Source organism: Streptomyces sp. 130 (assembly GCF_007096885.1).
Classification (GTDB): domain Bacteria; phylum Actinomycetota; class Actinomycetes; order Streptomycetales; family Streptomycetaceae; genus Streptomyces.
The window spans coordinates 51,790-74,448 of the sequence record NZ_VJNO01000030.1 but is presented as its reverse complement, the minus strand read 5'-3'; the positions used below and the strand labels follow the sequence as shown (position 1 = coordinate 74,448).

The following is a 22,659-nucleotide window of genomic DNA, read 5'->3' as shown; positions in this document are numbered from 1 at the left end:
CTAGACCAGTGCGTCAATAGGTCTGGACCAATCGCGGTTCATTCCTGCACGGATGTCCGAAAGAGGTCTTGTCACATGCTGTCTGTGAGCCACCCCACAGCGTTCACCCGGTTGGCCCCCGCCGGGTCGTGGCACACTGATCGTGTACCAGCAGCAGCGCACTCCGGGGTCGGTGCAATTCCGAACCGGCGGTTACAGTCCGCGACCCGTCCGCATCCAGCGGCCGGTTGACCAGGTGAAATTCCTGGACCGACGGTTAAAGTCCGGATGGGAGGCAGTGCGCGGCGGGCCGTTTCGCGGGTACGCCGCCGTTGGCGGAGGTTCCGGATCACCGGACCCCTCCGTGCTTTTCCGGCATCAGGCGTCCCTGTCGTGCGTTCCGCTTCTTCTGTCGTCATCGACAGGCCCCGGAGTCCGTGCCCGAAGAGGCAGGAGGACCCGGTGGACACCGCAGCCGACACCGCCGCCATGCGCCGAGCCATCGCGCTCGCCGCCCGCGGCCTCGGCTCCACCAGCCCCAACCCGGTCGTCGGATGCGTCGTCCTCGACGCCGCCGGCGAGACCGCGGGCGAGGGCTTCCACCAGCGCGCCGGCGGCCCGCACGCCGAGATCCACGCCCTGCGCGCGGCGGGCGGGCGGGCCCGGGGCGGGACCGCCTACGTCACCCTCGAACCGTGCAACCACACCGGCCGCACCGGCCCCTGCGCCCAGGCGCTCGTCGAGGCAGGGATCGCCCGTGTCGTCTACGCGGTGGGCGACCCGGACCCGCAGGCCACCGGCGGCGCCGAAACGCTCCGCGCCGCCGGGGTCCGGGCCGAGGCGGGCCTCCTCGCCGACGAGGCCGAGGCGGGCAACGCCGCCTGGCTCACCTCCGTGCGCCGGGGCCGCCCGCACGTCACCTGGAAGTACGCGGCGAGCCTGGACGGCCGGGTCGCCGCGGCCGACGGCACCAGCCGCTGGATCAGCTCCGCCGAGTCCCGCGCCGACGTGCACCGGCTGCGCGCCGAGGCCGACGCGGTCCTCGTCGGCTCCGGCACCGCCCGCGCCGACGACCCCCAGCTCGGGGCGCGCGGCATCGACGGCGCCGTCCAGCCCCTGCGCGTCGTCATGGACACCCGCGCCACCGCCGTACGGCCCGGCGCCCGGGTCCTCGACGCCACCGCGCCCACCCTGATCGCGGTCGCCGAGGACGCGGACGCCGGCCACCTGCCCGACGAGGCGGTCCTGCGGCTGCCCCGCACGGCCGACGGGCCCGGCCTCGACCCGGCAGCCCTGCTCGCCGCCCTCCACGAGCGCGGTGTGCGCTCCGTACTCCTCGAAGGCGGCCCGGTCCTGGCCGGCGCCTTCGTCGCCGCGGGACTCGTCGACAAGGTCGTCGGCTATCTCGCCCCCGTCCTCATCGGCGCGGGCCCCGCCGCCCTCGCCGACGCCGGAATCTCCACGATCACCGAGGCGTTGCGCCTCGACGTGACGGAGACCGTCCGCATCGGCCCCGATCTGCGCGTCACCGCCGTCCCCGGCCCCGCCCGGAAGGAGAACTGAATGTTCACCGGAATCGTCGAAGAACTGGGCGAGGTCACCGCCGTCGAGCAACTGGCCGACGCCTCCCGCTTCCGCCTGCGCGGACCCGTCGTCACCGAGGGCGCCAAGCACGGGGACTCGATCGCCGTGAACGGCGTCTGCCTGACCGTCGTGGAACTCGGCGAGCACGAGTTCACCGCCGACGTCATGGCCGAGACGCTGAACCGCTCCAGCCTCGGCGCCCTGACGACCGGCTCCCGCGTCAACCTCGAACGCCCCATGGCGCTCGGCGGACGGCTCGGCGGCCACATCGTCCAGGGGCACGTCGACGGCACCGGCCGCATCCTGGAGCGCCGGCCCTCCGAGCACTGGGAGATCGTCAAGATCTCGCTCCCGGCCGCCCTCACCCGGTACGTGGTCGAGAAGGGCTCGATCACCGTCGACGGCGTCAGCCTGACCGTGGTGGACGCCGGACCGGACTACTTCACCATCAGCCTCATCCCCACCACCCTGGCGCTGACCACGCTCGGCATCAAGGGGCCCGGCGACCCGGTCAACCTCGAAGTGGACGTCATCGCGAAGTACGTCGAGCGGCTGCTCGGCCACGAGGCGCCGGAGACCGGGGAGGACCCGAAGTGAGCGCCCTGCACTGGCTGAACTCCGAGGCGTTCACCGTCCTCGACCAGCACATCATCTGGTCCGACATGATCGGCAACACCGTCGGCCTGATCGCCCTCGCGCTCGGCTGGCTGCGCTCCATCTGGACCTGGCCCGCCCAGCTCCTGTCCGGCGTCGTGCTGGTCGCCGCCAACGTCTCCGTCCAGCAGGCGGGCAGCGTCGGCAAGCAGGTCATCGTCATCGCGGTCGCCGTCTGGGGCTGGCAGCAGTGGACCCGGGGCCGGCAGCAGGCCCAGGACGGCTCCATAGCGGTCCGGTTCGCCACCTGGCGCGAACGCGGCTACCTGGTCGGCGGGGCGGCCCTCGGCACCCTCGCGGTCGGCGGCCTGTTCACCGCCTTCCCCTCGCTCTCCTGGAGCCCGTGGGCGGACGCCTACATCTTCGCCGGCACGCTGGCCGCGATGCTCGCCCAGGCGCGCGGCATGGTCGAGTTCTGGTTCGCCTGGCTCCTGGTCGACCTCGTCGGCGTCCCGCTGAACTTCCACAGCGGGCTCGCCTTCTCCGGTCTCATCTACGTCGTCTACGGCGCCCTCGTCCTGTGGGGCATGCGCGACTGGTGGCTGCGTACGCGGACACCCGCTCTGGAAGGAGCCACGGCATGACTGCCCAGCCCGCCTGGTTGCACCGGGAACACGACGTGCCCCTCGACGACCTGGCCCTCGACCCCGTCGAGCAGGCCATCCGCGACATCGCGGCGGGCCGGCCCGTCGTGGTCGTGGACGACGAGGACCGCGAGAACGAGGGCGACCTCGTCGTCGCCGCCGAGAAGGCCACGCCCGAGATCGTCGCGTTCATGATGAGCGAGTGCCGCGGACTGATCTGCGCGCCCATGGAGAGCGACGAGCTGGAACGGCTCGAACTGCCCCAGATGGTGGACCGCAACACCGAGTCGATGAAGACCGCCTTCACCGTCTCCGTCGACGCCACGGCCGCCCACGGCGTCTCCACCGGCATCTCCGCCGCCGACCGCGCCACCACGCTCCGCCTGCTCGCGGGCGGCGCGGCCGGCCCCGGCGACTTCGTGCGCCCCGGCCACGTCTTCCCGCTGCGCGCCCGCTCCGGCGGGGTCCTCGTGCGCAACGGCCACACCGAGGCCGCCGTGGACCTCGCCCGGCTCGCCGGACTCCGGCCCGCCGGGGCGATCGTCGAGATCGCCGGTGAGGACGGCGTCATGCTGCGGCTGCCCCAGCTGGTGCCCTTCGCCCGCAAGCACGGGCTCACGATCATCTCCATCGAGGACCTGATCGCCTACCGGCGCACCAGCGAGCCGACCGTCCGCCGCGAGGCCGAGGTCCGGCTCCCCACCCGCTTCGGCGCGTTCACCGCGTACGGCTACCGCTCCACCGTGGACGGCGTCGAACACGTCGCGCTGGTCCACGGCGACCTCGGGGACGGCGACGACGTCCTCGTACGGGTCCACTCCGAGTGCCTGACCGGCGACATCTTCGCGTCCGAGCGCTGCGACTGCGGGCCCCAGCTGCACGCCTCCATGGAGCGCATCACGGACGAGGGGCGCGGCGTCGTCGTCTATCTCCGCGGCCACGAGGGCCGGGGCATCGGCCTGCTCTCCAAGCTCCGCGCGTACGAACTCCAGGAGCGCGGCGTCGACACGCTCGACGCCAACCTGGAGCTCGGCCTGCCCGCCGACGCGCGGGACTACGCGGCGGGCGCGCGCATCCTCGCCGACCTCGGCGTGCGCAGCCTGCGCCTGATGACGAACAACCCGGACAAGACCGCCGCGCTCGGCCGGCACGGCCTGACCGTCACCGGGCGCGAGCCGATGCCCGTCCAGGCCGGCGAGCACAATCTGCGCTACCTGCGCACCAAGCGCGACCGCATGGGACACGACCTGCCCTGGCTCGACGCGGTCCCCGCGTCGGCCTGCGGCAACCAGTAGCACGACCTGCAGACACCCGTACAGAAAGCACAGGAGAGACATGAGCGGCAAGGGCGCACCCGAACTGTCCGTACGCAACTGCGGTGACCTCCGTGTGGCGGTCGTCGCCGCGCAGTGGCACGAGAAGGTCATGGACGGGCTCGTCGACGGCGCCCTGCGCGCCCTGCACGAGCTGGGCATCGACGAGCCGACCCTGCTGCGGGTCCCGGGCAGCTTCGAGCTCCCCGTCGTCGCGAAGGTGCTGGCCGGCCGCGGGTACGACGCGATCGTCGCCCTCGGCGTGATCATCCGCGGCGGCACCCCGCACTTCGAATACGTGTCCCACGGCGTCACCAACGGCCTGACCCAGGTCGCCGTCGACACCGGCGTCCCGGTCGGCTTCGGCGTACTCACGTGCGACAACGAGGAGCAGGCGCTCGACCGCGCCGGTCTCGAAGGGTCCAACGAGGACAAGGGGCACGAAGCGGTCACCGCCGCGGTCGCCACCGCCGCCACACTGCGCTCGGTCAGCGAACCCTGGCGCTGAGTGCGGGCCGGGCACCCCGTATTCTGAGCACATCATGGCGAACAAAACCTTCGAAGAGCTCTTCGCCGAGCTGCAGCTCAAGGCCGCCAACGGCGACCCCTCCACCTCCCGCACCGCCGAACTGGTGGAGAAGGGGGTCCATGCCATCGGCAAGAAGGTCGTCGAGGAGGCCGCCGAAGTCTGGATGGCCGCCGAGCACGAGAGCAAGGACGCCGCCGCCGAGGAGATCTCGCAGCTGCTGTACCACGTCCAGGTGATGATGGTCGCGCGCGGGATCTCCCTGGACGACGTCTACGCCCACCTCTGAGCCAGGCCCCGCACCCTCCCGTACGTCATCCCGCCACACCTGTCGCAAAGGAAACCCGACCTCATGCTGCGCATCGCCGTCCCCAACAAGGGTGCTATCTCCGGGCCTGCGATGGCGATGCTCCATGAGGCGGGCTACAAGCAGCGCAAGGAGTCCAAGGAACTCGTCCTGGTGGACCCCGCCAACGAGGTCGAGTTCTTCTACCTGCGCCCCCGCGACATCGCGATCTACGTCAGCTCGGGCCGCCTCGACATCGGCATCACCGGCCGCGACCTGCTGCTGGACTCCGGCGCCGAGGCCGAGGAGATCCTCCAGCTCGGCTTCGCCCGCTCCACCTTCCGCTACGCCACCAAGCCCGGGACCGTCGCCGGACCCGAGGACTTCGACGGCCTGACCATCGCCACCTCCTACGAGGGCATCGTCGCCAAGCACCTCGCCGAGGCCGGTGTCAACGCCTCCGTCGTCCACCTCGACGGCGCCGTCGAGACCGCCATCGAACTCGGCGTCGCCCAGGTCATCGCGGACGTCGTGGAGACCGGCACCAGCCTGCGCAACGCCGGCCTCGACGTCATCGGCGAGCCCATCATGACCTCCGAGGCCGTCGTCATCCGGCGCACCGGCGCCCCCGCCGACGAGCCCAAGGTCCAGCAGTTCCTGCGCCGCCTCCAGGGCGTCCTGGTGGCCCGCAGCTACGTGATGATGGACTACGACTGCCGCGTCGAGCACCTGGAGCGCGCCGTGGCCCTCACCCCGGGCCTGGAGTCGCCGACCATCTCCCCGCTGCACCACGAGGGCTGGGTCGCCGTCCGCTCCATGGTCGCCGCCGCCGAGGCGCAGCGGATCATGGACGACCTGTACGACCTCGGCGCCCGCGCCATCCTCACCACCGCGATCCACGCCTGCCGTCTCTGACGGCGGGAGACGGAAGAAGAGCACGATGTCAGCCCCCGCACCCCCGCCCGGCCCGCCGGCCCTGCCGGTCACCTTCCGGCCGACCCGCACCCGGGTGGTCCTGCTGACCGTCGGCGCGGTGATGTTCGCCGTCATCACCGTCGTCGCCTTCACACTCGAACAGCTCAGCGGAGGGGAGCGGGTCAGCTTTGTCTTCACCGCGCTGCTCTTCTTCGGTGTCCTGGCGCTGCTCAGCCGCCCCAAGGTCGTCGCGGACGAGGAGGGCGTGACGGTGGTCAACCTCACGCGCAGCCGCCGTCTCTCCTGGGCCCAGATCGTCCGCGTCAACCTGCGGGTGGGCGACCCGTGGGTCTTCCTCGACCTCAGCGACGGCACCAGCATGCCCGCCCTCGGCATCCAGCCCGGGATCGCCAAGCAGCGGGCCATCCAGGACGCCCGGGCCCTGCGGGCGCTCGCCGAGAGCCGCGGCACCGGTACGGACGAGCGCTGAGCCCCCTGCCCCGTACGGCCCCTCGTTGATTACTCTGGAGGGCGGCGGCGCCCCGTGCGCGCCCCGCCCCGCCCGAAGGCCCACGCGGCCGGCGGGGATTTTCCTGCGACCCGAGGAGTGACTCCCTCCAGCAATGGACGGATCGTCCGGTAGTACCCGCGCCGCCTTCTCTGTGGAGGCGGCGGCATGACAACCCCCCTGCTGCTGCTCTGCGCGGCATTCCTTCTCATCCTCGCCAACGGATTCTTCGTGGCGGCCGAATTCGGTCTCGTCACCGTGGAACGCGCGGACGCCGAGCGCGCCGCCGCCGAGGGCGACCGGCGGGCCCGCTCGGTCACCGACGCCCTGCGCGAGCTCTCCTTCCAGCTGTCCGGCACCCAGCTCGGCATCACCATCACCTCCCTGGTGGTCGGCATGCTCGCCGAGCCGGCGCTCGCCCAGCTGCTGGACGGCCCCCTCGCCCTGACCGGACTGCCCGACGGCGCCGTGCCCACCATCAGCGTGGTGACCGGCATGCTGCTCGCGGCGGCCGTCCAGATGGTCATCGGCGAACTCGTCCCGAAGAACTGGGCGGTCTCCCGCCCGCTCACCGTCGCCCGGTTCGTCGCCGGACCGCAGGCCCGCTTCACCCGCCTCTTCCGGCCGGTCATCGGCGCCCTGAACACCGCGGCCAACCGGCTCGTACGCCTCCTCGGCGTCGAGCCCACCGAGGAGCTGGCCTCCGCCCGCACCCCCGGCGAGCTGGTCTCCCTCGCCCGGCACTCCGCCGAGGCGGGCACCCTCGAACAGGACACCGCCGACCTCTTCGTACGGACCCTGTCGCTCGCCGGGCTCACCGCCCAGCACGTCATGACCCCGCGCGTGAAGGTCAGCGCCCTGCAGACCTCCGCCACCGCGGAGGACGTCCTCAACCTCACCCGCGCCACCGGCCTGTCCCGCTTCCCCGTCTACCGGGAGCGCATCGACGAGGTCGTCGGCATGATCCACCTCAAGGACGCCCTGGCCGTCCCGGCCCCCGAACGGCTGCGCACCACGGCCGGCCGGATCGCCGTACCGCCGCTCCTGGTGCCCGAGACGCTGCCCGTCGAGCAGCTCCTCCAGCGGCTGCGCAAGGAGCAGCCGATCGCCGTCGTGGTGGACGAGTACGGCGGCACCGCCGGCGTCGTCACCCTGGAGGACATCATCGAGGAGCTGGTCGGCGAGGTCCGCGACGAGCACGACGCCGAGGGTGCCGACCGCCCCGAGCTGGCCCCCGCCCCGCCCGAGGACGGCAGCCCCGCCTGGGACGCCGAGGGCAGCTGCCGGGTCCTCACCCTGCGCCGCATAGGGCTCGACGTGCCCGACGGCCCGTACGAGACGGTCGCCGGGCTCGTCGCCGATCTGCTGGGCCGCATCCCCGCCCCCGGCGACCGGGCCGAACTCCCCGGCTGGCGGCTCGCGGTCCGCCAGGTCGGCCACTACCGGGCCGAGAAGGTCCGCTTCGTCCGCGTGGCCGATGCCACCGCCGCGGACGCCTCGCAGCCGGCGGTCCTGGAGGCGGCGCGATGAGCCTCGTCCAGCTGGTCTTCGCCGGACTCCTGGTCCTCGCGAACGGCTTCTTCGTCGGCGCGGAGTTCTCCCTCGTCTCCGTGCGCCGCAGCCAGGTCGAACCCCTCGCCGCGGCCGGTTCCGGCCGCGCCCGCCAGGTGCTGTACGGCCTGGAGAACCTGCCGCAGATGATGGCGGCGGCCCAGTTCGGCATCACCGTCTGCTCCCTGACCCTCGGAGCCGTCGCCGAACCCACCGTCGCCCACCTCCTGGAACCGGTGTTCACCGCCGTGCACCTGCCCGAGGGGCTGATCCACCCGCTCGGATACGTCCTCGCGCTCGTCCTCGTCGTCTTCCTCCACCTCGTCATCGGCGAGATGGTCCCGAAGAACCTGGCGATGGCCGCGCCCGAGAAGACCGCGCTCTGGCTCAGCCCCGGCCTCGTCGGCTTCGCCCGGCTCTGCCGCCCGGTCACCGCGGCGCTCGGCGCCTGCGCCCGGCTGGTGCTCCGCCTCTTCGGCGTCGAACCGAAGGACGAGGTGGAGGCCGTCTTCACCAGCGAGCAGCTCAACCGCCTCGTGGAGGACTCCGGGCAGGCCGGTCTCATCGAGCCCGAGGCCCAGGAACGCCTGGAGGACGCCCTGGAGCTGGGCAGCCGCCCGGTCACCGACGTCCTGCTGCGCCGGGCCACCCTGGTGACCGTGGACCCCTCGGTCACTCCGCGCCGCATCGAGGAGCTGACGGTCCGCACGGGCTTCTCGCGCTTCCCGGTCTGCGCCGAGGGCGGCGGCCCGTTCATGGGCTACCTGCACGTCAAGGACGTCCTGGACCTGGAGGACCGGGAGCGCGCGGTGCCGCAGCAGCTCTGGCGGCCGATGGCCACCGTACGGGCCGAACTCCCGCTGGACGACGCCCTCACCGTGATGCGCCGCGCCGCCACGCACCTCGCCCAGGTCGCGGACGCCTCCGGCCGGGTGCTCGGCCTGGTCGCGATGGAGGACGTCCTGGAGACGCTGGTCGGCGAGGTCCGCGACCCGGCGCACCGGGTGGCGGAGCCGCGCCGCACCGAGGAGCGGACGACGGACCCGGACGGGGCCCTGGTGGGCTAGGGCGTCTTCGCGGGCCCGCGACGCCCGGCACGCACACGACCTCCCAGGACGGAGCAGCCGGGGCCGGCCACCGGGGAACGCCCCGGTGGCCGGCCCTCCCGGCTCACAGCGCCGGCGGCTCCTGCTGCCCCCGGCCCACCGCGCCGCGCCCCGACAGGACCTCGCCGTAGGCCTGCATCAGGTCCGGCAGCCGCAGCGTCGCCAGGTCCTCCCGGGTCGGCAGCGTCGTACAGCCGGAGAGCCGCAGATCGCGGTAGGCGCAGCTCTTCTCGTACAGCGTCCGCAGGAAGCGGCCGTTGCCCAGCTCGTCCAGCCAGCCCTGGTCCACCACATGACCGCTGATCGAGCGCAGCTCCTCCAGTGACTCCTCGTCCCACACATCGCCGTTCTCGGCGGCCAGCACCTCGCCGATCGCGGTGAGTTCCAGCGGGCGGTAGCTGGGGAAGTCCACCCGGGTGGTGAAGCGGGAGGAGAGCCCGGGGTTGGCGGACAGCAGCCGGTCCATGCCCTCCGGATAGCCGGCCAGGATGACGACGAGGTGGTCGCGGTTGTCCTCGGCGCGCTTGAGCAGCACCTGAAGGGCCTCGTCGCCGTACGCGTCGCCCTTGCTGTAGCCGGTGTTGGACAGGCTGTACGCCTCGTCCACGAACAGCACCCCGCCCAGCGCCGAATCGATCAGCTCGTTCGCCTTCACGGCGGTCTGGCCCAGGAACTCGCCGACCAGATCCGCCCGTTGCGCCTCCACGAGGTGGTCGCCGCCGAGCAGGCCCAGCGCGTAGAAGACGCGGCCCAGGATGCGGGCCACGGTCGTCTTGCCGGTGCCGGACGGCCCGGAGAACACGAAGTGCCGCTTCGGCGGCTGTACGGGCAGCCCCTGGCCCGCCCGGAGGCGCGCCATGTTGAGCTGCGCCGAGAGGGCCCTGACCTGGCGCTTGACCGGTTCCAGGCCGACCATCCGCTCCAGCTCGGCCAGTGCCTCGGCCAGCAGCGCCGGGTCGCTGGGCCCGGCCGGGAACGGCTGCGGCGCCGGAGCCTTCGCCCGCACCCCGCCGGGCGACGGGACGCCCCCGGCACCGGACACGTCCGGCGGTTCACCGCCGGGCGGCAGCTCCCGGCCGTCCGCCTGGTCGGCTCCCGGCGGCGGGGCGCCCTCCGCGTAGAACGCGTCCGCCTCCATGCCGGTCAGGGACACGGTCGCGAGGCCGGCCACGTCGTCGGGGCCGTCGAGTCCGTCGTAGTCCGCGATGGCCGCGAGCCGGGCGGAGGTGTCCATGAAGGCCGGGTCGATGCGGTGCACGGCGCGGTAGAGGGGGAGGGCGGCGGCGCTGCGGCCGGTGCCCTCGTGGGCGCGGGCCAGCCAGTAGCGGAGCTCCTTGCGCTGCGGCTGCTCGCTGCGGCACCGCATCAGTGCCGTCGCGAGCATCGGCTCCGCCTGCCCGTACATCTCCAGCCGCACCCGGGCCATCCCGCCGAACAGCCCCGCCTCGATGCCCAGCAGGGGGTCGTCGATCAGCTGCTCGGTGTGGCGCACGAGCTGTTCCCAGTCCTTGACCAGGTAGGAACGGCAGGCGTGCAGGAAGCGGACCTGGGGGTCGGTCTCCACCGGCGGCAGGGCGGCCAGCGCCCGGTCGAGCTCCGCGACATGGCGGCCGTCCAGCCAGTGCGAGGCGTGCGCGAGCAGCAGATCGCGCGGGCTCTCCAGGACCGGCTGCACCCACCAGCCCAGCCAGTACCAGGAATTGAGGGTGCGCCGGTAGCGGGTCCGCTGCTCGCCGAAGCGGTCGCGGTGGCGGTGCATGTGCAGCAGCGCCGAGGCGGTGTCGACGCGCAGCGCGTGCAGTCCGAGCCAGGCGTCCGCCATGCCGGGGTCCAGGCCCACGGCCGCCCGGAACTCCTCCTCGGCCTGCGGATACGCGCCCATCGTGTAGGCGTCCACGCCCCGCAGCCAGGCGAGGTCGGCCGGGGCCTGCGCGCCCTGCGTACCGAAGTCCATCAGGTCCCCCACAAACGTGCCCCCAGGATGTCCCGCCGCCCGCGAGCCCGCCGGGCCGAGGCGCGCCGTATCGCTGTGCCGTGGACGGGAATTGACCGCACCGAGAGGCATCGTACCTGTGCGGTGCGTATCCGACGAAGGGTGCCGCAGGCCGAAGAGGCGCCGTGACCCAGGGTGAGAAAGAGGGCGCCGGAGTGCGCCGGGAGCACAGGACGAAGCCCCCGGTCACGGGGGAACAACCGGGGGCTTCGCGTCTGTGGGGGCTCCTGAAAGCCTCACATTGAGAACGTAAGACCTGTACCGCCCCCCGGTCAAGCCGAGTTGAGGTACTTCCGAGCCGTTTTCCGGCGGCGCGAGAGGACGGTGAGACCCGGTCACAACGGGTGACGGAACGGTTCAGCACCGCTCCCGCACGGGTCCTTCCAGCCACTCGTACCCCACAGGCAACTGCCTTACCAGAACGTCCGCCCAGGGGCGCGAGGGGTCGGCCGCGAAGTGCGCCGTCTCGGCCGCCGTCCAGCCGTCCCAGAAGGAGCGCAGCGCCGGCCCGTCGCGCCGCCGGCCGCGCGCCCAGGACTCCTCGGCGGGCAGGTCCATCCACAACAGCCGCGCCAGCAGCGGCCGCAGGGCGCGCCGGCCGGCGCCGACGCCCTCGACCAGGACGACGGGGGCGGGCTCCAGGGTCCTGGCGGGCCCGAAAGCCCGTGCCGTCCAGTCGTACGGGGCGTAGCGCGCGGGCTCGCCGCGCGAGAGCGGCCCCGTGACCTGCTCCCGCAGCCGGTCCGTCCAGGCGAACAGCTCCTCGTGGCTGGCCAGATCGTCCAGGTGCAGCACGGGCGCCCCGCCGAGCGCCGCCGCGAGCCGGCCGGTGAAGGTGCTCTTGCCCGATCCGGCGTGCCCGTCGACGGCGACCAGCCGTACCGGCCCGCAGGACGGCGGGAGGGCGGTGAGCCGCGCGGCCCGGAGCGCGAGATCGTTCATGCGCCCAGCCTACGAGCCGGGGTGGCCGTAGGCCGTTCGGCCCAGCCGCAGGTCACGCCAGTGGTGGAGACCAATATTGGTTGTTCGGCGCGGGTCGAATCGCTGGCCGAACCGGCACGCGACCCGCGATAGTTGGCGCACTGTCGTGCACCGCAGCCCCATTCCGCAGACGACGACCGGGGGTCTCGCCCATGCCCAGTCCCACCTCACGCCGCACCGTGCTCGCCGCCGCCGCCGTCGTGGCGGCCGGTGCCGGAACGCTGTCGTCCGCCGCCTCGGCGGCAGCCGCCCCGCGCCGCCCCGGCCGGACCGAGCCGCCCTCGGTGGACAACCACGCCTGGACCACGTACACCGACTGGCGCTGCGGCGACCGCGCCGGAACCCGCGCGGTCGCCGGCCGCCGTGCCGGACTCGTCATCGCCCACCCGCAGGGCCGTACGGACTACACCGACCCGCACACCGGCACCACCGCCGCCTGGGAGTACGCGACCTGGACCTCGCCGGTGCACCGCTCCCGCGTCCCCGCCACCGAGGTGATCGCCTCCTGGAACGCGGACACCCCGGCCGGCACCTGGATCGGGATCGAGCTGTCCGGCCGCTACTCGGACGGCACCGAGACCCCGTGGTACGTGATGGGGCGCTGGGCCGCCGGCGACGCGGACATCCGCCGCACCTCGGTGGACGACCAGAGCGACGGCAAGAGCTCCATCTGGACCGACACCTTCTCGGTGGACGACGCGGCGAGCGGCCTGCGCCTGCTCACGTACCGCCTCCGGCTGACCCTGTACCGCACCCCGGGCAGCCGCCTCACCCCGACGGTGTGGCGGGTGGGCGCGATGGCCTCGGACATCCCGGACCGCTTCACGGTGCCCGCGAGCACCCCGGGCCTGGTCCGCGAGCTGCCGGTGCCGCGCTACTCGCAGAACGTGCACGTGGGCCAGTACCCGGAGTACGACAACGGCGGCGAGGCGTGGTGCAGCCCGACCTCCTCGCAGATGATCATCGAGTACTGGGGCCGCGAGCCCTCCGCCGAGGACCTGGCGTGGGTGGAGCCCGGCATCCCGGACCCCTCGGTCTGCCACGCCGCCCGCTTCACCTACGACTACCAGTACGAGGGCTGCGGCAACTGGCCGTTCAACGCCGCCTACGCGGCCACGTACGACGGCATGAGCGCCGCCGTGACCCGCCTCGGCTCGCTGAACGACGTGGAGACCCTGGTCCGCGCGGGCATTCCCGTCATCACCTCGCAGTCCTTCCTCAAGGAGGAGCTGACCGGCGCGGGCTACGGCACGTCGGGCCACCTGATGACGGTGATCGGCTTCACCGCCGACGGCGACGTGATCGCCAACGACCCCGCCTCCCCGGACGACGACGCGGTCCGCCACGTCTACCGGCGCCGCGAGTGGGAGAACATCTGGCTGCGCACGAAGCGGTACGACGCGAACGGCAAGGTCAGGAGCGGGACCGGCGGGGTCTGCTACGTCTACTGGCCGGCCCTTCCGACGCCGGCGCAGCGGTCGGCGCTGCGGTCGTTCGGGCTGGTGTGAGCCGCCGGGTCCGCCGGTCGGCGCAATCCGCGGGCGTACCCGCCGCCGGGGCGCGGGATCGGCGGGCGATCGGGTAAACGGGCAGCGGGTGAGCGGCCGGGAGAGGCCGACGCCGCTGCCCGCGTGTTCGAAAGGGGTACCGATGCGTGCCGTTACCGTGCGGCCTTCGGCCGGCAAGAGCCTTGAGGTGTGCGAGGTGCCCGACCCGGTGCCGGGCCCGGGCGAGCTCCTGGTGGACGGGCTCGGCGTGGGGGTCTGCGGCACGGACAAGGAGATCGCGGCCGGCGACTACGGCCGGGCGCCGGGCGGCGAGGACCGGCTGATCATCGGTCACGAGTCGCTGGGCCGGGTGCGGCAGGCGCCGCCGGCGAGCGGCTTCGGGGCCGGGGACCTGGTCGTGGGCGTGGTGCGTCGGCCCGATCCGGAACCGTGCGGCGCCTGCGTCCGGGGCGAGTTCGACATGTGCCGCAACGGGCGTTACACGGAGCGCGGGATCAAGGAACGGCACGGTTACGCCAGCCAGTCCTGGACCGTCGAGAGCGACTACGCGGTCCGGCTCGACCCGTCCCTGGAGCGCGTCGGCGTCCTGCTCGAACCGACCACCGTGGTGGCCAAGGCGTGGGAGCAGGTCGAACGGATCGGCGCGCGGTCCTGGTTCGCGCCGGAGCGGGTCCTGGTCACCGGCGCCGGGCCGATCGGCCTGCTCGCGGCGCTGCTCGGCCACCAGCGCGGGCTGGACGTCCACGTGCTGGACCGGGTGCCCTCGGGGCCGAAGCCCGCTCTGGTGGCCGGCCTGGGCGCCACGTACCACAGCGGCCCCGTCGACGAGGTGGCATCCGCCCTCCGGCCCGACGTGGTGATCGAGGCGACGGGCGTCGGAGACGTGGTCCTCGGGGCGATGCGGGGGACCGCGAGCTACGGGATCGTCTGCCTGATCGGTGTGTCGCCCGGGGCCCGCCGGCTGCCGGTGGAGGCGGGCACGCTCAACAACGCGCTGGTGCGGGGGAACGTCGCAGTGGTGGGGTCGGTCAACGCCAATCTGCGCCACTACCGCGCGGGCGCCGACGCCCTCCGGCGCGCCGATCCGGACTGGCTGGAGCGGATGATCACCCGGCGGGTGCCGCTGCGGAACGCCGCCGAGGCGTTCACCGCGCGGGAGGACGACATCAAGGTCGTCATCGATCTCGACGGCTGACGACCCGGGGCGCGGCGCGCCCCGTCACTCGACGCCGTAGGCCGCCGCGACGCCCGCGATCACCAGGTCGAGCGCTTCCGCGTAATGCCGCTCGTAGTCCGCGAAGATCTCCGCGCCCGCCGCGGCGGTCAGCGGGTAGGCGGCCAGCATCCGTGCCCGCTCGGCGACGTCGAACCCCTCCCGGCGCTGCCCGGGCAGGGGTTCGGCGCCCTGCTGCTCGATGACCGAGCCGAGCGTGAACATGTACGTCGCCGTGGCCGCCCGCACCGCCTGGGCCAGGGTGAAGCCGGCGGCGGTGAGCAGTCGCAGGCTCTCCTCCATCTGCTCGGCGTGCACCCCGCCCGTGAAGCGTGAACCGCTGAACACCTTGGCGCCGTCCCGGTAGCCGAGCAGCGAGGTCCGCAGGGCGTGGTTGGTCTTCCGCAGCCGCTCCCGCCAGGTGTCGGCGGGGTCGAGGGGGGCATCGGCGACCATCCGCCGGTACATCTCGGTCGCCATCTCGTCCAGCAGCGCCTGCTTGTCCTTGAAGTGCCAGTACAGGGCGGGCGCCTTGACGTCGAGCTCCCTCGCGATGGCGCGCAGGGTCAGCCCGTCCAGGCCCACCTCGTTCAGCAGCGTCAACGCCGTGTCCGCGACCCGTCGGCGGTCGAGGGGGGCGCGTCGTCCGGTATCCACGCTTGACAGTTTAACGCCGTTAAGGACATCCTCGGACCCACCGAGCACTTAACAGCGTTAAGGAGAATCGTCATGGACACGGATGTCCTGATCGTCGGCGCCGGCCCCACCGGTCTCGCCCTCGCGGTGGACCTGGCCCGGCGCGGCGTGGACGCGCTCGTCCTGGAACGCGGGCAGGCGCTGTTCCCGGGCTCCCGGGGCAAGGGCCTCCAGCCCCGCACCATGGAGGTCTTCGACGACCTCGGGGTCATCGACGCGATCCACGCGGCGGGCGGCACCTACCCGGTCGGCATGGTCTGGCGCGACGGTGAACGGCTCGGCGAGCACCACATGTTCGACCCGGTCGAGCCGAGCGAGGACTCGCCGTACGACAAGCCCTGGATGGTGCCGCAGTGGCGCACCCAGGAGATCCTGGCGGAGCGGCTGGCGGAGCTGGGCGGCGAGATCGCCTTCGGCCGCGAGGCCGCCGGTCTCACGCAGGACGCCGAGGGCGTCACCGCCCGCCTCGCCGACGGCACTGCGGTGCGCGGCCGGTATCTGGTCGCCGCCGACGGCGGCCGGTCCGCGGTGCGGCGCGCGCTGGGCATCGGGATGACCGGCGAGACCGTCGACCCGAATCCGACCCTCGTCGCGGACGTCCGCATCACCGGCCTGGACCGCGACAACTGGCACATCTTCCCGCCGCGCGACGGCGCCGACTTCCTCGCCGTCTGCCCGCTGGCCGGCACCGAGGACTTCCAGCTGACCGCCCGCTTCCCGGAAGGGACCGACGTCGACCTCACCCCGGACGGCGTCCGCGAGGTCCTCGCCGCGCGCTCGCACATCCCCGCCGAGGCCGTGACCGAGGTGCGCTGGGCCTCCGACTTCCGCCCCCGCGCCGCCCTGGCCGACCGCTTCCGGTCGGGCCGGGTCCTGCTCGCCGGGGACGCCGCGCACGTGCACTCCCCGGCGGGCGGGCAGGGCCTGAACACCAGCGTCCAGGACGCCTACAACCTGGGCTGGAAGCTGGCCGCGGTGCTGGCCGGCGGCGCCCCGGCCGCGCTCCTGGACAGCTACGAGGAGGAACGGCGCCCGGTCGCCGCCCAGATGCTCGACCTGTCCACCGGCGTCCACCGGGGCGAGGTCCGCCGAGGCGGCGCGACCCGCCAGCTGGGCCTCGGATACCGGGAGTCGTCGCTCACCGAGGAGACCCGGGACGCGGTGCCGGAGGGCGCGCCCCGGGCCGGCGACCGCGCCCCGGACGCGACCGTGGACGGCGTGCGGCTCTTCGACGCCTTCCGGGGCCCGCACTGGACGCTGCTCGCGCTGGGGACCGGCGCACCCGGCGGCGCGGGCGGACCCGTGGCACGGGTGGTGAGCGGGAGCGCCCCCGGCGCGTACGGCACCGGGCTCTTCCTCGTACGGCCGGACGGGTACATCGGATGGGCCGGGACCACGCCGGACGGGCTCGACGGCTACCTGCGCCGCTTCGGCCCGACCGGCTGAGGCCGCGCGCCGCGGGTCCAGGACGTTCGTGATCAGTGCATCCGGGGCCGGTCCGACGCCGGCCACACGTACGGCAGGTCGTCCGGCACGCCGGGGAACCGGTCCCGGTAGTGCTCCGGGTCCTTGCGGAGCAGCGCCGACTGGTGGCTCCGGTGGAATTCCGGGTCGCCCAGCCACGGCGGCAGCTCACCCTCCGCCGCCAGTTCGGGCTGCGGGCGGACCGGCGCGCCGCCCGTGTGGGCCCGGAAGTCGTGGACGAGGGTGCCGGCGCAGGTGTCGGCGCGCCCCCCGGCCGTCCAGAGCGCGCACATGTCGAGGCCGTACCGGACGAGCGCTTCCTCGTACCCCGCCCACATCCGGACCGCCGGGTGCCTGCGCCAGCCGTAACCCGGCACGGTCAGGCCGCGGAACACCTGCAGGGCCTCCACCCGCTGCTTGCCGAGCCGCCTGGCGTCCAGGACGGCGGCCGACTCGGTGAAGCCGGGAAAGGGGAGGAAGGTCTGCATGCGACCTGTCTACCCGTACGGCCGCCGTTCCGCCTTTCACGAACGCCCGCCGTGCCCCCGCTTGGCTATCGAGAAACGATAGATTAGGATCGCTTCTCGATAGGTTGAGGGAGGCGTTGATGGGAAAACTGACCGACGTCGCGCTGCGTTGCGTGATCGTGGCGCTGCTCGCCGGGGCCCTGTTCCTGCAGGTGCTGATGCTGGTCCTGCTCTTCCGCGACCCGGGGAGCACAGGCGACGGGGAACTGCCCCGGGTCCCGGTCGCGCTGATTGTCGTCCTGGGCATCGGCTGCGCCGAGACCGTGCTGGTGTGCGTCTGGCGACTGGCCGCGATGGCCCGCCGGGGAACGGTGTTCTCCAGCCCCGCCTTCCGGTACGTGGACGTGGTGACCGGCGCCTTCGCCGGTGCCGCGCTCCTGCTCTGGACGCTCGGGGCAGTCCTGGCGCCGGGCGAGGCCGTCGCGCCGGGCGTCGTCCTGTTGATCGGCGTGGTCGGCCTGGCGGTGTTCGGCGTCGCGCTCGTCGTGCTCGTGCTGCGCACGCTGCTCGCCCAGGCGGTCGCCCGCGACGTCCAGGCGACGCGGATGCAGGCCGAGCTGGACGAGGTGATCTGATGCCGATCGTCGTGGACATCGACGTGATGCTCGCCCGGCGGAAGATGTCCGTGGGCGAGCTCGCCGAACGGGTCGGCATCACCCCGGCCAACCTGGCGGTCCTCAAGAACGGCCGGGCGAAGGCCGTGCGCTTCGCGACGCTCGCCGCGCTCTGCGAAGCGCTCGACTGCCAGCCGGGGGACCTGCTGCGCTGGGAGGCGGCGGGCGAACCGGACCGCCTACCCGGCCAGGACGCGCCGGTCTCCGGGTAGGGCCTGTCCGGTGCGTGCCGGGCGTCGCCGGTCCGCGAAGATCCGCCGGACAGGCCCGAGCGCGGGCCGGCCCCTCCCCGCCACCGGGCTTCCGGCGGCGGGGAGGGGCCGGTCACGCGATCAGGAAGGCAGCTGGGCCACGACCACCTTCGTCGAGCCCCCGCCCTCCCGGTCCATGGCGTAGTACGCCACCTCGCCGCGGTTGTTGACGCTGATGCCCTCCAGCGGAACGAAGCGCGAGGAGCCGGTCATCGCCGACAGCTCGTACATACGCCCCTGGGGGTCCCAGACGACCGCGGTCTCCGAGTCCGGCGCGGTCTCCGCCGTGCCCACGATCCAGCCGGCGTCGTTCACCGCGAGCGCCTGCGCGTCGAAGCCGAAGTCGGGCAGCCGGGTCATCGTGCCGCCGGGCTTCAGGACGAACGCGTCGTCACCGCTGGAGCCGACCACCGTGCCGGAGGCGTTGATGCCCTGGGCGTAGCTGTCGGCCATGCCCGGCAGGGTGCCGAGGTCGGTGATCTTCCCGTCGGCGTCCCACTCGACGGCGCGGCGCCGGCCGTCCTTGGCGGAGTGGCCGACCACCACACCGGCGTCGTTGATGGCGACCGGCTCGGTCAGGCCGCGGGCGTCCGTGAGATGCGGCAGCTTGCGCATGCCGTCCTCGGCGCTCCACACGAAGCCCTCGTTCACCTCGACGGAGCGTCCCGTGGCCGGGTCGGTGACGTTGCCCGTGGCGTTGCCGACGACCGTACCCGAGTCGTTGACGGCGAAGCCGCGCGCGAAGCGGTAGGACTCCCAGTCGGGCAGCGGCAGCGTGGTGAGCTTGCCGTCCGCGTCCCAGAGCCCCGCCCGGGTGCCCTCGGCGAGCGTCAGCTGACCGGTGGCGTACCCCTTGGACCGGCTCTGGCTGAGGACGTGGCCGTCGCGGGCGCCGGCGTCGTCGAGCAGGGTCATGCCGTTCTCCGCGTCCCAGCGCATCGGCCGGCCGTGGCCGGAGACCTGCTTCGACCCGGCCACGCGGCCCTGGTCGTCCAGGCTGAAGGCGAGGACCGGACCGAACGAGGAGGTGATCTCCGCGTGCGGGGTGGACACCTCGCCGATCAGCACGTCGGCGCTGCCCAGCGTGGCGCCGGTGTCGCTCGCCAGCGAGAACCGGCCCACCAGACGGCGGCCCGCGGGCGGCCGGGTGTCGGCGACCAGACGCCCGCTGACCTTCGTCGACCGGCCCGAGGCGAGCCGCACCGGCTCGTCCTGGTCCACGGTCACCGAGCCGAGCGACGAGGAGAACATCGTGTCCTGGATGTCGAACTCGGTGCTGCCCGACGGCACGTCCGTACCCGCGATGAACAGCAGGTAGTAGCCGGGATCCGGCTCGTCCACCACGATCGACTCGCGGGAGCCGCCGTTGGTGGAGGAGGCGACGAGCGCCCCCGACTGCGCGACCAGGTACAGGTCCAGGTCCGCGTCCGGGTCGGAGGCGTTGCCCATCGACACCTCGAAGCGCGTCGCGTCCCGGGGGACCGTGACCTGCTTGCCGGTCATGTCCTGGTCGGCGACGGTCGGGTGCGCCTCGGAGAGCGCGCCGAGGGCGCCGCCCACCGCGTGCGCGGTCACCGGCGCGAACCGGTTGACGGCCGTGAAGCTCTTCTCGGACGCCGCGTGCAGCCCCGCCTGGTCGATCACCGAGGACGCCGGGTCGAGCGTGGCGCCCTGCACGGTGGCGGTCAGCCGGTACGGGTTGCCGAGCGCGGGCGAGGTGCGGCGCGCCTCCACCTCGAACTCCCAGACGCCGGGCATCGGCTGCTCGTACGTGCGCGAGCCGGAGGCGCAGTCCTTCTCGTCCGAGAAGTGGGTGTAGCAGCGGCTCACGGCGGTGTCCTCGACCGGCATGCCCTGCGGGTCGACCGCCAGGAACCGGGTCTGGCTGTCCTCGGCTACGCCGGACAGGTCCACCTTCAGCGCCGCCGCGCCCTTGGGCACGGAGACGAAGAAGGAGCGGGTGGCGTTGCGGTCGACGGTGCCCGCGGTGGACACCGCGTACGACGGCTTCGCCGGGTCGGCGGCGGCCACGACGGTGACCGGGACCAGCCGGTCGACGCCGGGCGTGGCCGGGTCGTCCACCCGCAGCAGCGCCGAGTGGGCGCCGGCGGACTTGGCCTGGGCGCGGACGGTGATGCCGGTCGCCTTGCCCCGGTCCAGCTTCACCGAGCGCGGGGCGCTGAACGTACCGTCGTTCCCGAGCCAGGAGAGGCGGGCCTCACGGCTGCCGGAGCCGGTCCGGGTGAGCTCCACCGTGTAGTTCTTCGGGCGGTGGAGCGGCTGCCCGCCGTCCTCGGGGGAGCAGCGGTTGTAGATGCCGGTGCCCGACCCGGGCGCGGCCAGCATCCCGGCGAGGGCACCGCAGACCGGCGCCTTCGCGGAGTACGCCGTCGGCTTCATGCCCTTCGCCAGCAGCTTCCACGCCGCCGGTACGGAGACGAGGCCGGCGCCCTGCGCGTACGCGGGCTGCTCCGGCAGGTACGTCGCCGAGCTGGTCAGCGCGGACCGCATCCCGGCCGGCGACACCTTCACGTGCGAGGCGGACGCGGCGGAGAGCAGGACGGCGACGGCACCGGCGGCCTGCGGCGAGGCCATCGACGTACCGTTGAACATGCCGTAGCCCGGGGGGAGTTCGTAACCGGCCTGGGGGACGCCCTCGCCGGGCATCCAGGTCGGGATGGAGGAGACGGCGGCGCCCGGGGCGACGATCTCCGGCTTCATCCCGCCGTCCTCACGCGGACCGCGCGCGGAGAACGGGAACAGCGACTGCCGGTCCTTCACCTCGGAGCCGTAATCCGCCCACCAGGTGTCCTTGCTGACGGAGGCGCCCACCGCGATGACCTGGTCGGCGACCGCCGGGTCGGAGACGGTGTTCATGCCCGGACCGTCGTTGCCGGCCGACGAGACGATGTGCACGCCGTACTCGTCGATCAGCCGGTTGTAGAGGACCGAGCGGACGCTGGCGCCGTCGTTGAGCGCGGGCAGCCCGCCGATCGAGAGGTTGACGACGTCGGCGCCCTTGTCCACGACGACGTCGATCATGCCCTCGGTGAGGGCGTACGAGGTGCAGCCGGCGGCGAAGAGGCAGACGCGCTCGGAGACGATGCGGGCGCCGGGGGCGGCGCCGTCCATCTTCCCGCCGAACAGCCCGTGGCCGGCGGTGATGCCGGCGACATGGGTGGCGTGGGCGCCGGAGACGATGCCGATGCTGACGAAGTCGGCCTTCTTGCCGGCGCTCGTGCCGCCCCGCGCGGACAGGTCCACGTCGTCGCGGTACTCCACGGTGAACGGCATGGACTCGGCGACGGCCGTCGCGGGGTCGTCCTCGCCGAACGCGGCCCACGTGCCGGACTTCGCGTACGGCTCCACCACGTCGGCGTCGCCGAAGGCCTGGTCGAGGTTCGCGTCGACCCACACCCGGTGGTCCGCCTCGCGGTACAGGACACCGAACTTGTCCCTGGTGTCACCGTCCCGGTTGAGGTCCCCGCCCAGCTCGCCGCCCCAGGTGTCCGCCTCGGAGAAGAGCTGGAACTCGTAGTCGCCGTCGGGCGCCTTGTAGTCGACCCCGCCGTAGCGGAAGGTGCCGTCCTTCGCGGTGACCTTCAGCCGCATCTCCAGCCACGTCGGGTCGCTGTCGGTCACCGGGTCGGTCGCGGTGACCCAGTCCTTGATCTTCGGCTGCCCGGTCGTGGTGGTGCGCAGCGCCGGGTGGGCCAGGTCGACACCGGTGTCCAGGATGCCGACGGTGACGCCCCGCCCGTCCCAGGTGCGGTGGTCGGCGGTGAAGCCGGTCGCCCCCGTCTCGGCCACCGGCAGGTACGGGTTGTCGGCCGGGGTGGTGCGGCCGGGACCCTCCGGCGGGGTGGGACCGTCGTGGCCGCCGCCCTTCCCGCCCTTCTTCCGGTCCTCGGTGGTGACCGGCGACGGGTCGGGGATCTTGTACGTCTCGTTGAGGTCGACGGCCCGGACCGAGGCGAGCGCGGCGAGCGCGGTGACCTTGCCGGTGGGCACGGTCGCGCGGACATAGCCCAGCTTGTCGTCGGCCCTGGCGACCTGGCCGCCGAGGTCCGCGACCTTCTCGCGCAGCGCCTCGGTGTCGCCCTCGCCGGTGGCCAGCAGGACGGTGACCGTCCTGGCCTTCTTGCTCTCGGCCTTCTGGAGCAGCGTACGGTCGTGGGCGCCCAGCTTGTCGCGCTGGGAGGCCAGGGCCTTCTTGGGCGCGTCCGGGACGGCCGTGCCCAAGGGGTGCGGCACGTCGGCGGCTTGCGCGGGCAGCGCCGACAGGCTCATCAGCGAGCCGGTCAGCCCGGCCGCGAGGACGGCGGCGGTGAACCGGCGTCTGCGGCGCGTGGTGGTGGGGCGGGACATGAGTGCCCTTTCGCATGGCGGGGGCCTCGGCAGGACCG

General features: G+C 73.2%; 20 protein-coding genes and 1 riboswitch. Of the genes, 15 read left to right on the top strand and 5 right to left on the bottom strand.

The window, feature by feature from the left end; genetic code table 11:
• Positions 1 to 154 precede the first annotated feature (154 nt).
• A riboswitch (FMN riboswitch) is annotated at positions 155 to 285 on the top strand.
• Positions 286 to 441: 156 nt separating this feature from the next.
• The 10 genes from ribD (at position 442) to FKN01_RS23290 (ending at position 8,967) form a co-directional block, all read left to right on the top strand.
• Positions 442 to 1,542, top strand: a complete 1,101-nt coding sequence (gene ribD / locus FKN01_RS23335; RefSeq protein WP_143623717.1) for a bifunctional diaminohydroxyphosphoribosylaminopyrimidine deaminase/5-amino-6-(5-phosphoribosylamino)uracil reductase RibD — start codon at positions 442 to 444, stop codon at positions 1,540 to 1,542.
• Positions 1,543 to 2,160: a riboflavin synthase gene (locus FKN01_RS23330; RefSeq protein ID WP_143623715.1), complete on the top strand. Its 618-nt coding sequence runs from the start codon at positions 1,543 to 1,545 to the stop codon at positions 2,158 to 2,160.
• Positions 2,157 to 2,801, top strand: coding sequence for a nicotinamide mononucleotide transporter family protein (locus FKN01_RS23325; protein WP_143623713.1), 645 nt, complete (start codon positions 2,157 to 2,159; stop codon positions 2,799 to 2,801). The genes FKN01_RS23330 and FKN01_RS23325 overlap by 4 nt, the downstream gene beginning before the upstream one ends.
• Positions 2,798 to 4,096 carry a bifunctional 3,4-dihydroxy-2-butanone-4-phosphate synthase/GTP cyclohydrolase II gene (locus tag FKN01_RS23320; RefSeq protein ID WP_143623712.1) on the top strand — a complete coding sequence of 433 codons (1,299 nt, stop codon included), beginning with the start codon at positions 2,798 to 2,800 and terminating at the stop codon, positions 4,094 to 4,096. The genes FKN01_RS23325 and FKN01_RS23320 overlap by 4 nt, the downstream gene beginning before the upstream one ends.
• Positions 4,097 to 4,136: 40 nt before the next feature.
• A complete protein-coding gene (gene ribH / locus FKN01_RS23315) occupies positions 4,137 to 4,622 on the top strand; it encodes a 6,7-dimethyl-8-ribityllumazine synthase (protein ID WP_073967749.1) in 486 nt (161 codons plus the stop codon).
• 34 nt (positions 4,623 to 4,656) lie between these two features.
• Positions 4,657 to 4,929, top strand: a complete 273-nt coding sequence (locus tag FKN01_RS23310) for a phosphoribosyl-ATP diphosphatase (protein WP_018103937.1) — start codon at positions 4,657 to 4,659, stop codon at positions 4,927 to 4,929.
• Positions 4,930 to 4,992: 63 nt separating this feature from the next.
• A complete protein-coding gene (gene hisG / locus FKN01_RS23305; protein ID WP_018103938.1) occupies positions 4,993 to 5,841 on the top strand; it encodes an ATP phosphoribosyltransferase in 849 nt (282 codons plus the stop codon).
• Positions 5,842 to 5,866: 25 nt separating this feature from the next.
• Positions 5,867 to 6,331, top strand: a complete 465-nt coding sequence (locus FKN01_RS23300) for a PH domain-containing protein (protein WP_143623710.1) — start codon at positions 5,867 to 5,869, stop codon at positions 6,329 to 6,331.
• Positions 6,332 to 6,517: 186 nt separating this feature from the next.
• Positions 6,518 to 7,879 carry a hemolysin family protein gene (locus FKN01_RS23295; RefSeq protein ID WP_143623708.1) on the top strand — a complete coding sequence of 454 codons (1,362 nt, stop codon included), beginning with the start codon at positions 6,518 to 6,520 and terminating at the stop codon, positions 7,877 to 7,879.
• Complete coding sequence (locus FKN01_RS23290) at positions 7,876 to 8,967, top strand: hemolysin family protein (RefSeq protein ID WP_143623706.1); 1,092 nt, start codon at positions 7,876 to 7,878, stop codon at positions 8,965 to 8,967. The genes FKN01_RS23295 and FKN01_RS23290 overlap by 4 nt, the downstream gene beginning before the upstream one ends.
• 103 nt (positions 8,968 to 9,070) lie before the next feature.
• Here FKN01_RS23290 and FKN01_RS23285 read toward each other — a convergent pair whose 3' ends face one another.
• Positions 9,071 to 10,960, bottom strand: coding sequence for an AAA family ATPase (locus tag FKN01_RS23285; protein ID WP_185992956.1), 1,890 nt, complete (start codon positions 10,958 to 10,960; stop codon positions 9,071 to 9,073).
• 396 nt (positions 10,961 to 11,356) lie between these two features.
• Positions 11,357 to 11,941 (bottom strand): uridine kinase, encoded by a 585-nt coding sequence (locus FKN01_RS23280; protein WP_143623702.1) that lies wholly within the window; start codon positions 11,939 to 11,941, stop codon positions 11,357 to 11,359.
• Between the two features lie 191 nt (positions 11,942 to 12,132).
• Between FKN01_RS23280 and FKN01_RS23275 the strand changes: the two genes are divergently transcribed.
• Both FKN01_RS23275 and FKN01_RS23270 read left to right on the top strand, forming a co-directional pair.
• On the top strand, positions 12,133 to 13,488 hold the full coding sequence (locus FKN01_RS23275) for a peptidase C39 family protein (RefSeq protein ID WP_143623700.1): 1,356 nt from the start codon (positions 12,133 to 12,135) through the stop codon (positions 13,486 to 13,488).
• Positions 13,489 to 13,630: 142 nt separating this feature from the next.
• On the top strand, positions 13,631 to 14,683 hold the full coding sequence (locus FKN01_RS23270; protein WP_143623698.1) for a glucose 1-dehydrogenase: 1,053 nt from the start codon (positions 13,631 to 13,633) through the stop codon (positions 14,681 to 14,683).
• 24 nt (positions 14,684 to 14,707) lie between these two features.
• Here FKN01_RS23270 and FKN01_RS23265 read toward each other — a convergent pair whose 3' ends face one another.
• Positions 14,708 to 15,358 carry a TetR/AcrR family transcriptional regulator C-terminal domain-containing protein gene (locus tag FKN01_RS23265; RefSeq protein ID WP_143623696.1) on the bottom strand — a complete coding sequence of 217 codons (651 nt, stop codon included), beginning with the start codon at positions 15,356 to 15,358 and terminating at the stop codon, positions 14,708 to 14,710.
• Between the two features lie 72 nt (positions 15,359 to 15,430).
• On the opposite strand from FKN01_RS23265, the gene FKN01_RS23260 reads away from it, so the two are divergent.
• Entirely contained in the window at positions 15,431 to 16,843 is a 1,413-nt protein-coding gene (locus FKN01_RS23260) for an FAD-dependent oxidoreductase (protein WP_143623694.1), read from the top strand.
• A 32-nt stretch (positions 16,844 to 16,875) separates the two neighbouring features.
• Here the strand turns inward: FKN01_RS23260 and FKN01_RS23255 are convergent, their stop codons facing one another.
• The gene (locus tag FKN01_RS23255) at positions 16,876 to 17,349 is read right to left on the bottom strand and encodes an MSMEG_6728 family protein (RefSeq protein ID WP_143623692.1); all 474 of its coding nucleotides are present in this window, start codon (positions 17,347 to 17,349) and stop codon (positions 16,876 to 16,878) included.
• 119 nt (positions 17,350 to 17,468) lie between these two features.
• On the opposite strand from FKN01_RS23255, the gene FKN01_RS23250 reads away from it, so the two are divergent.
• Together FKN01_RS23250 and FKN01_RS23245 are read left to right on the top strand one after the other, a co-directional pair.
• Entirely contained in the window at positions 17,469 to 17,963 is a 495-nt protein-coding gene (locus FKN01_RS23250; RefSeq protein WP_143623690.1) for a DUF2975 domain-containing protein, read from the top strand.
• Complete coding sequence (locus FKN01_RS23245) at positions 17,963 to 18,214, top strand: helix-turn-helix transcriptional regulator (protein ID WP_143623688.1); 252 nt, start codon at positions 17,963 to 17,965, stop codon at positions 18,212 to 18,214. The genes FKN01_RS23250 and FKN01_RS23245 overlap by 1 nt, the downstream gene beginning before the upstream one ends.
• A 120-nt stretch (positions 18,215 to 18,334) precedes the next feature.
• On the opposite strand, the gene FKN01_RS33615 is transcribed toward FKN01_RS23245, so the two are convergent.
• Positions 18,335 to 22,621: a S8 family serine peptidase gene (locus FKN01_RS33615; RefSeq protein ID WP_221939376.1), complete on the bottom strand. Its 4,287-nt coding sequence runs from the start codon at positions 22,619 to 22,621 to the stop codon at positions 18,335 to 18,337.
• Between the last annotated feature and the right edge of the window lie 38 nt (positions 22,622 to 22,659).

Bases quoted from the DNA above. Each gene is read 5' to 3' on its own strand.
- FKN01_RS23280 (WP_143623702.1), bottom strand. From the start codon at position 11,941: ATGAACGATCTCGCGCTCCGGGCCGCGCGGCTCACCGCCCTCCCGCCG.
- FKN01_RS23295 (WP_143623708.1), top strand. From the start codon at position 6,518: ATGACAACCCCCCTGCTGCTGCTCTGCGCGGCATTCCTTCTCATCCTC.
- FKN01_RS23320 (WP_143623712.1), top strand. From the start codon at position 2,798: ATGACTGCCCAGCCCGCCTGGTTGCACCGGGAACACGACGTGCCCCTC.
- hisG (WP_018103938.1), top strand. From the start codon at position 4,993: ATGCTGCGCATCGCCGTCCCCAACAAGGGTGCTATCTCCGGGCCTGCG.
- FKN01_RS23310 (WP_018103937.1), top strand. From the start codon at position 4,657: ATGGCGAACAAAACCTTCGAAGAGCTCTTCGCCGAGCTGCAGCTCAAG.
- FKN01_RS33615 (WP_221939376.1), bottom strand. From the start codon at position 22,621: ATGTCCCGCCCCACCACCACGCGCCGCAGACGCCGGTTCACCGCCGCC.
- FKN01_RS23330 (WP_143623715.1), top strand. From the start codon at position 1,543: ATGTTCACCGGAATCGTCGAAGAACTGGGCGAGGTCACCGCCGTCGAG.
- FKN01_RS23245 (WP_143623688.1), top strand. From the start codon at position 17,963: ATGCCGATCGTCGTGGACATCGACGTGATGCTCGCCCGGCGGAAGATG.
- FKN01_RS23260 (WP_143623694.1), top strand. From the start codon at position 15,431: ATGGACACGGATGTCCTGATCGTCGGCGCCGGCCCCACCGGTCTCGCC.
- FKN01_RS23250 (WP_143623690.1), top strand. From the start codon at position 17,469: ATGGGAAAACTGACCGACGTCGCGCTGCGTTGCGTGATCGTGGCGCTG.
- FKN01_RS23255 (WP_143623692.1), bottom strand. From the start codon at position 17,349: ATGCAGACCTTCCTCCCCTTTCCCGGCTTCACCGAGTCGGCCGCCGTC.
- FKN01_RS23275 (WP_143623700.1), top strand. From the start codon at position 12,133: ATGCCCAGTCCCACCTCACGCCGCACCGTGCTCGCCGCCGCCGCCGTC.
- ribH (WP_073967749.1), top strand. From the start codon at position 4,137: ATGAGCGGCAAGGGCGCACCCGAACTGTCCGTACGCAACTGCGGTGAC.
- FKN01_RS23300 (WP_143623710.1), top strand. From the start codon at position 5,867: ATGTCAGCCCCCGCACCCCCGCCCGGCCCGCCGGCCCTGCCGGTCACC.
- FKN01_RS23270 (WP_143623698.1), top strand. From the start codon at position 13,631: ATGCGTGCCGTTACCGTGCGGCCTTCGGCCGGCAAGAGCCTTGAGGTG.
- FKN01_RS23290 (WP_143623706.1), top strand. From the start codon at position 7,876: ATGAGCCTCGTCCAGCTGGTCTTCGCCGGACTCCTGGTCCTCGCGAAC.
- FKN01_RS23285 (WP_185992956.1), bottom strand. From the start codon at position 10,960: ATGGACTTCGGTACGCAGGGCGCGCAGGCCCCGGCCGACCTCGCCTGG.